General features: G+C 69.2%; 4 protein-coding genes and 1 pseudogene. All 5 read left to right on the top strand.

Features of this window, described 5'->3' with window-relative positions; all coding sequences use genetic code 11:
* Positions 1-298 precede the first annotated feature (298 nt).
* The 5 genes and pseudogenes from HWD93_RS11140 to HWD93_RS11125 all read left to right on the top strand — a co-directional run bounded on the left by HWD93_RS11140 (position 299) and on the right by HWD93_RS11125 (position 5,855).
* A complete protein-coding gene (locus HWD93_RS11140) occupies positions 299-1,915 on the top strand; it encodes an ABC transporter substrate-binding protein (RefSeq protein ID WP_261646851.1) in 1,617 nt (538 codons plus the stop codon).
* 84 nt (positions 1,916-1,999) lie between these two features.
* Positions 2,000-2,257 (top strand): annotated as a pseudogene (locus HWD93_RS19630) (ABC transporter permease); the annotation flags it as partial.
* 183 nt (positions 2,258-2,440) lie between these two features.
* Positions 2,441-3,106: an ABC transporter permease gene (locus tag HWD93_RS19625; RefSeq protein ID WP_374115159.1), complete on the top strand. Its 666-nt coding sequence runs from the start codon at positions 2,441-2,443 to the stop codon at positions 3,104-3,106.
* A gap of 2 nt (positions 3,107-3,108) precedes the next feature.
* A complete protein-coding gene (locus tag HWD93_RS11130) occupies positions 3,109-4,104 on the top strand; it encodes an ABC transporter permease (protein WP_070418711.1) in 996 nt (331 codons plus the stop codon).
* On the top strand, positions 4,101-5,855 hold the full coding sequence (locus HWD93_RS11125) for an ABC transporter ATP-binding protein (protein ID WP_261646850.1): 1,755 nt from the start codon (positions 4,101-4,103) through the stop codon (positions 5,853-5,855). The genes HWD93_RS11130 and HWD93_RS11125 overlap by 4 nt, the downstream gene beginning before the upstream one ends.
* Positions 5,856-6,003 lie beyond the last annotated feature (148 nt).

Here is a 6,003-nt window from a genome sequence, read left to right as displayed (position 1 = left end):
GGCGCGAGCGGTGCGGACATCGCCCGCTCGCGCGCCGGGGCGCCGGGGCGCCGGGGGCCGCCGGGGCCGGCAGAGCCCCACGTTGCAGCGCGCAACAATCCTGCGCGACGCGCGGCCCGGACACGCACGGATGATGCATCACGCGACGCGACCGTGCATTACAGCGGTGTAAACAAATCTCCCTCGGTTCGTGCAGTTCCGTGACAGGGTGATAGCAATGAGCGTTCCTGGCCGGTCACACAGTCGATCCACCTCCGGCCCAGGACCCTTGCATTCATCACCAAGAGAGGCATCGGACATGGCATCCGTGACCAAGTGGGGCAAGCGCGGCATCGCGCTCGGCGCCGGAGTGGCAGCGACGGCGCTGGTGCTCAGCGGCTGCGCGAGCAGCAGCGTGAGCGACACGGCCCTGAACGGCATCAGCATCGGGACGACCGACAAGATCACGTCGCTCGACCCGGCGGGCTCGTACGACAACGGCTCGTTCGCCGTGCAGAACCAGGTCTTCCCGTTCCTGATGAACACGCCGGTGGGCAGCCCCGACGTCAAGCCGGACATCGCGACCAAGGGCGAGTTCACGAACGACACCACGTACACGGTGACGCTCAAGAAGGGCCTGAAGTTCGCGAACGGGAACGACCTCACGTCGAGCGACGTGAAGTTCTCGTTCGAGCGCGAGCTGAAGATCAACAACGAGAACGGGCCGCAGTCCCTGCTCGCCAACCTCAAGAGCATCGACACGCCGGACGACACGACGGTCGTGTTCAACCTCGACCACGCCGACCAGACCTGGCCGCAGGTGCTCTCCAGCCCCGCCGGCCCGATCGTCGACGAGCAGGTCTTCTCGGCCGACAAGCTCACGCCGGCTGCGGACATCGTCAAGGGCAAGGCGTTCGCCGGGCAGTACTCGATCAGCTCCTACAAGGAGAACGACACGATCCAGTACAAGGCGAACAAGAACTACGACGGCCTCCTGGGCAAGCCGAAGACCGACGAGGTCACGGCGAGCTACTACACCAAGGAGACCGACCTCAAGCTCGCCGTGCAGCAGGGCGACGTCGACGTCGCCTACCGCTCGCTGACGCCGACCGACATCGCCGACCTCCGCAAGGACGACAAGGTGAAGGTCACCGACGGCCCCGGCGGCGAGATCCGCTACCTGGTCTTCAACTTCAACACGCAGCCGTTCGGCGCGAAGCAGTCGGACGCCGACGAGACGAAGGCCCTGGCCGTGCGCCAGGCCGTGGCGGACGTCGTCGACCGCGAGAAGCTCGCCAAGGACGTCTACAACGACACCTACTCGCCGCTCTACTCGATGGTGCCGGACGGCCTCACCGGTGCCGCGAAGCCCTTCGAGGAGCTCTACGGCGACGGCGACGGCGGCGCGGACGTCGACAAGGCGAAGGAGACCCTGTCGAAGGCGGGCGTCACCGGCAAGGTGCAGCTCGACATCCAGTACGCACCGGACCACTACGGTTCGACGTCGGACGACGAGTACGCCGAGCTCAAGACCCAGCTCGAGAACTCCGGCCTGTTCACCGTGAACATCCAGTCGACGGTCTACACGACCTACGCACAGGAGCGCACGAAGGACGCCTACCCGGTGTACCAGCTCGGCTGGTTCCCGGACTTCTCGGACGCCGACAACTACCTGTCGCCGTTCTTCACGAAGGACAACTTCGTGCAGAACCACTACGACGACCCGACGATCCAGCAGCTCATCTCCGAGGAGCAGCAGGAGTCCGACAAGGACAAGCGCGCGGACCTCATCGAGCAGGCGCAGGAGCGTGAGGCGACGCAGATCTCGACGCTGCCGCTGCTGCAGGGCAAGTCGGTCGCCGTCGCGGCCAAGGACGTCAAGGGCCTGACCCTCGACTCCTCGTACAAGTTCCGGTACGCGACCCTCTCCAAGTAAGACCGGTTCCGGCCCACGGGGGCGTTCCCACGAGGAGCGCCCCCGTGGCCGCGTCCCCAACGGCACCGAAAGGCACCCGTCCCCGTGACCCTCAGCACCCCAGAGGCGAGCTCGGAACTGGCCACCGACCCCACCAAGCCCGAGGCACAGCGCAGTGCCAAGAGCAGCGGCGGCGGACTCGGCCGGTACGTCCTCGTCCGGTTCCTCCTCATCTTCCCGACCGTCTTCATCCTGGTGACGCTCGTGTTCTTCCTGATGCGCGTCATCGGGAACCCGATCACCGCATCGGTCGGCGGCCGACTCACGCCGTCCCAGCTGCAGGAACGCCTGCACGCCGCGGGCTACGACCGCCCGGTCTTCGTCCAGTACATCGAGTACCTCGGCAACATCGTCCGCGGCGACTTCGGCACGACGGCCACCGACAACCGGCCGATCACCGAGATCATCGTCACGTACGGCGGCGCGACCGCCGAGCTCGTCTTCTACGCGCTCATCGTCGCGCTGCTGCTCGGCATCCCGCTCGGCATGCTCGCCGCGTACATGCGCGACAAGTGGCCGGACGTCCTGTTCCGCGCGCTCGCGATCCTCACCTACGCGACGCCGGTGTTCTTCGGCGGCCTGCTGCTCAAGCTCGTCTTCTCGGTGTGGCTCGGCTGGCTCCCGCTCGGCGACCGCGCATCCACGCGGGTGTCGCTCGTCCTCGACAACATCCAGGGCGCGACGGGCATCTACCTCATCGACGCCCTGCGCACCGGCAACGCCCAGATCATCGGGGACGTGCTGGCGCACGCCGTCCTGCCGGCACTGACCCTGGGGCTCCTCACCGCCGGCATCTTCCTGCGCCTGGTGCGCGCGAACATGATCGGGACGCTCGGTTCCGAGTACGTCGACGCGGCCCGCTCGCGCGGCGTTCGGGAGGCGCGGCTCGTCCGGACGCACGCGTTCCGTCCCGCCCTCGTGCCGATCATCACGGTGATGGGACTCCAGATCGCCATGCTCCTGGGCGGTTCCGTCCTCACCGAGACCACCTTCGGGTGGCGCGGGCTCGGCTTCGAGCTCAACCAGTACCTGTCGGCCCGCGACTTCGTCGCGGTCCAGGGCATCGTCGCGATGCTCGCGGTGATCGTCGCGGTGACGAACTTCATCGTGGACGTCGTCGCGGCCCTCATCGACCCGAGAGTGAGGTTCTAGAGATGGCTGACACCTCCCTCGTCGACCGCCACGAGCCGCTCTGGAAGCGGCTGCCCGTCGTGCTGCAGCTCCGTCGGAGCACGGGTTGGCAGCGCGCCATGCTCATCACCGGCGTGGTCATCTGCGCGCTGTACCTCCTCGTCGCGATCGCCGCGCCCCTCATCGCCCCGTACGGCTTCGGCCAGCTGCAGGGCGCCGACGGGCAGAGCTTCCCGCGCACGGGTGCACCGAGCGCCACGCACATCTGGGGCACGACCGTCGGCGGCTTCGACGTCTTCAGCCGCGTCGTCTACGGCGCCCGGACCGCGGTGCTCGTGGTCATCGTGGCCGTCGTCGTGTCGATCATCATCGGCGTCCTGCTCGGCATGGTCTCCGGCTACATCGGCGGCTGGCTCGACCGGATCCTCGTCGTCGTGGCGGACGCGATCTACGCGTTCCCCTCGCTGCTCCTCGCCATCGTGGTGTCCATCGTCATCTCGGGCGGCAACTCGAGCTACTCGGGCGGCATCATCGCCGCGGCGATCTCGATCACGGTCGTGTACGTCCCGCAGTACTTCCGGGTCGTCCGCGCCGAGGCCGTGCGGCTCAAGAACGAGGCGTTCGTCGAGTCCGCGCGGGTGATGGGCACCAACCCGTGGCGCATCATGACCCGGCACGTGCTGCGGAACTCGACGCGCTCCCTCCCGCTGATCCTCACGCTGAACGCGAGCGACGCGATCCTGACGCTCGCGGGCCTCGGGTTCCTGGGCTTCGGCATCGGCCCGACCAGCGGCGCGGAGTGGGGCTACGACCTCAGCCGTGCGCTGTCCGACGTCGCGAGCGGCGTCTGGTGGACCGGCGTCTTCCCGGGTGTCGCGATCGTGGTGCTCGTCCTCGGCGTGACGTTCATCGGCGAGAGCCTCAACGACATCTCCGACCCGCGCCTGCGTGCGCGACGCCGGCTGAAGCAGCTGGTGTCCCGCAAGCAGACGGCCAGCACGGAAGGGGCGACCGCATGACGGACGCGACCAACCAGTCCCGCGCGACCGACCAGTCCCGCGCGACCGACCTGCCCGTCGCCTCCACGCGCCTCCAGGCCGGCGACACCACGACGGAACCGGTCGTCGTCGTCGATGACCTGACCGTCACCTTCGCGACCGACGGTGGTGCCGTCGACGCGGTCAAGGGCGTCAGTATCGACGTCCGCCCCGGCGAGGTCCTCGCCCTCGTCGGCGAGTCCGGCTCGGGCAAGTCCGTCACGGCGCGGAGCATCCTGCGCCTCATGCCGGAGACGGCGACGCTCGGCGGTGCGGTGTTCCTCGACGGCACGGACGTCGTGACGGTCGGTGCGCAGAAGCTCCGGAGCCTGCGCGGCACCGCAGGCGCGATGGTGTTCCAGGAGCCCTCCACGGCGCTGAACCCGGTCTTCACGGTCGGGTGGCAGATCGCCGAGGGGCTCCGGGCCCACGGCGGCGTCTCCGCGAAGGAGGCCCGCGCGAAGGCGATCGACTACCTCCGGCGCGTCGGCATCCCCGATCCCGAGACCCGGGTCGACCACTACCCGCACCAGTTCTCCGGCGGTCAGAAGCAGCGCGTCGTGATCGCGAGCGCGCTCGCCCTCGAACCGTCTGTGATCATCGCCGACGAGCCGACCACCGCCCTGGACGTGACGGTCCAGGCCGAGATCCTCGATCTGCTCCGCCGGTGCCGCGACGAGTTCGGCGCGGCGATCGTCATCATCACGCACAACATGGGCGTCGTCGCCGACCTGGCCGACCGCGTCGCCGTGATGTACCAGGGCGAGGTCGTCGAAGAGGCCCCGGTCGCCGAGCTGTTCGCGTCGCCACAGGCCGACTACACGAAGCGCCTGCTCGCCGCCGTGCCCCGGCTCGAGGCCTCCACCGGGGTCGCCCGCCGTGCGGCGATCAGTGACGGGGTCGAGCCGCTCGTCCGCGCACGCGGGCTCGAGATCGAGTACCCGGGCCGGCTCGGGTCGCACGCGTTCAAGGCGGTCAAGGGCGTCGACCTCGACATCCGTCCCGGCGAGGTCCTCGGCCTCGTGGGGGAGTCCGGCTCCGGCAAGACGACCATCGGCCGCGCGATCGCCGGCCTGACGAAGATCACCGGCGGGTCGCTCGAGGTGCTCGGAACCGAGATGCTCGGGTACCGCGAACGCGACTTCAAGCGGCACCGCAAGGACATCGGCTTCGTCTTCCAGGACCCGGCGACCTCGTTCAACCCGCTGCTCACGATCTCGGAGTGCGTCGCCGAACCGCTCGTCGTGCACGGCGAGGTGTCGAGCCCGCGTGCCGCCCGGAAGCGTGTCGGCGAACTGCTCGAGGCCGTGCAGCTCCCGGCGGCCTACGGCGACCGGTACCCGCACGAGCTGTCCGGCGGGCAGCGGCAGCGTGCGTCGCTCGCGCGGTCGCTCGCGCTCCGGCCGAAGCTCCTCATCGCCGACGAGCCGACGAGTGCGCTCGACGTGTCCGTCCAGGCGCGCGTGCTCGAGCTGTTCCTCGAGCTGCAGCAGGACCTCGGGTTCGCGTCGCTGTTCATCAGCCACGACCTCGCCGTGGTCGGCGCGCTCTCCGACCGGATCGCCGTGCTCTACCGCGGCGACCTGGTCGAGACGGGCACCACGGCCGAGGTCCTCGGCTCGCCGCAGCACCCGTACACGCAGCGTCTCCTGGCGTCACTCCCGGTGCCGGATCCGGCGGAACAGGCGGAGCGACGGCGTACGCTTGTGGAACTGGAGAACGCCGGGTCCTGACCCGACGCGACCATCCCCGGAGGCGCGGCTGACGTCGACGACGCACGCCGCGCCTCCTGGGCGGTCACCTCCACCGCAACACGCACGACGGTCGGTGCAGCCCGGTCCGTCGCGAACCGCCGCCAGGGGGCGGCGTGGAAGGGGACCC

The organism is Curtobacterium sp. C2H10 (assembly GCF_025407985.1).
Taxonomy (GTDB): Bacteria; Actinomycetota; Actinomycetes; order Actinomycetales; family Microbacteriaceae; genus Curtobacterium.
The sequence above is the reverse complement of the archived record's forward strand: the minus strand, read 5'-3'. Positions and strand labels throughout refer to the sequence as shown.

Excerpts from the sequence above, each read along its gene's own strand:
- HWD93_RS11140 (WP_261646851.1), top strand. The coding sequence starts at position 299 with ATGGCATCCGTGACCAAGTGGGGCAAGCGCGGCATCGCGCTCGGCGCC.
- HWD93_RS19625 (WP_374115159.1), top strand. The coding sequence starts at position 2,441 with ATGCTCGCCGCGTACATGCGCGACAAGTGGCCGGACGTCCTGTTCCGC.
- HWD93_RS11130 (WP_070418711.1), top strand. The coding sequence starts at position 3,109 with ATGGCTGACACCTCCCTCGTCGACCGCCACGAGCCGCTCTGGAAGCGG.
- HWD93_RS11125 (WP_261646850.1), top strand. The coding sequence starts at position 4,101 with ATGACGGACGCGACCAACCAGTCCCGCGCGACCGACCAGTCCCGCGCG.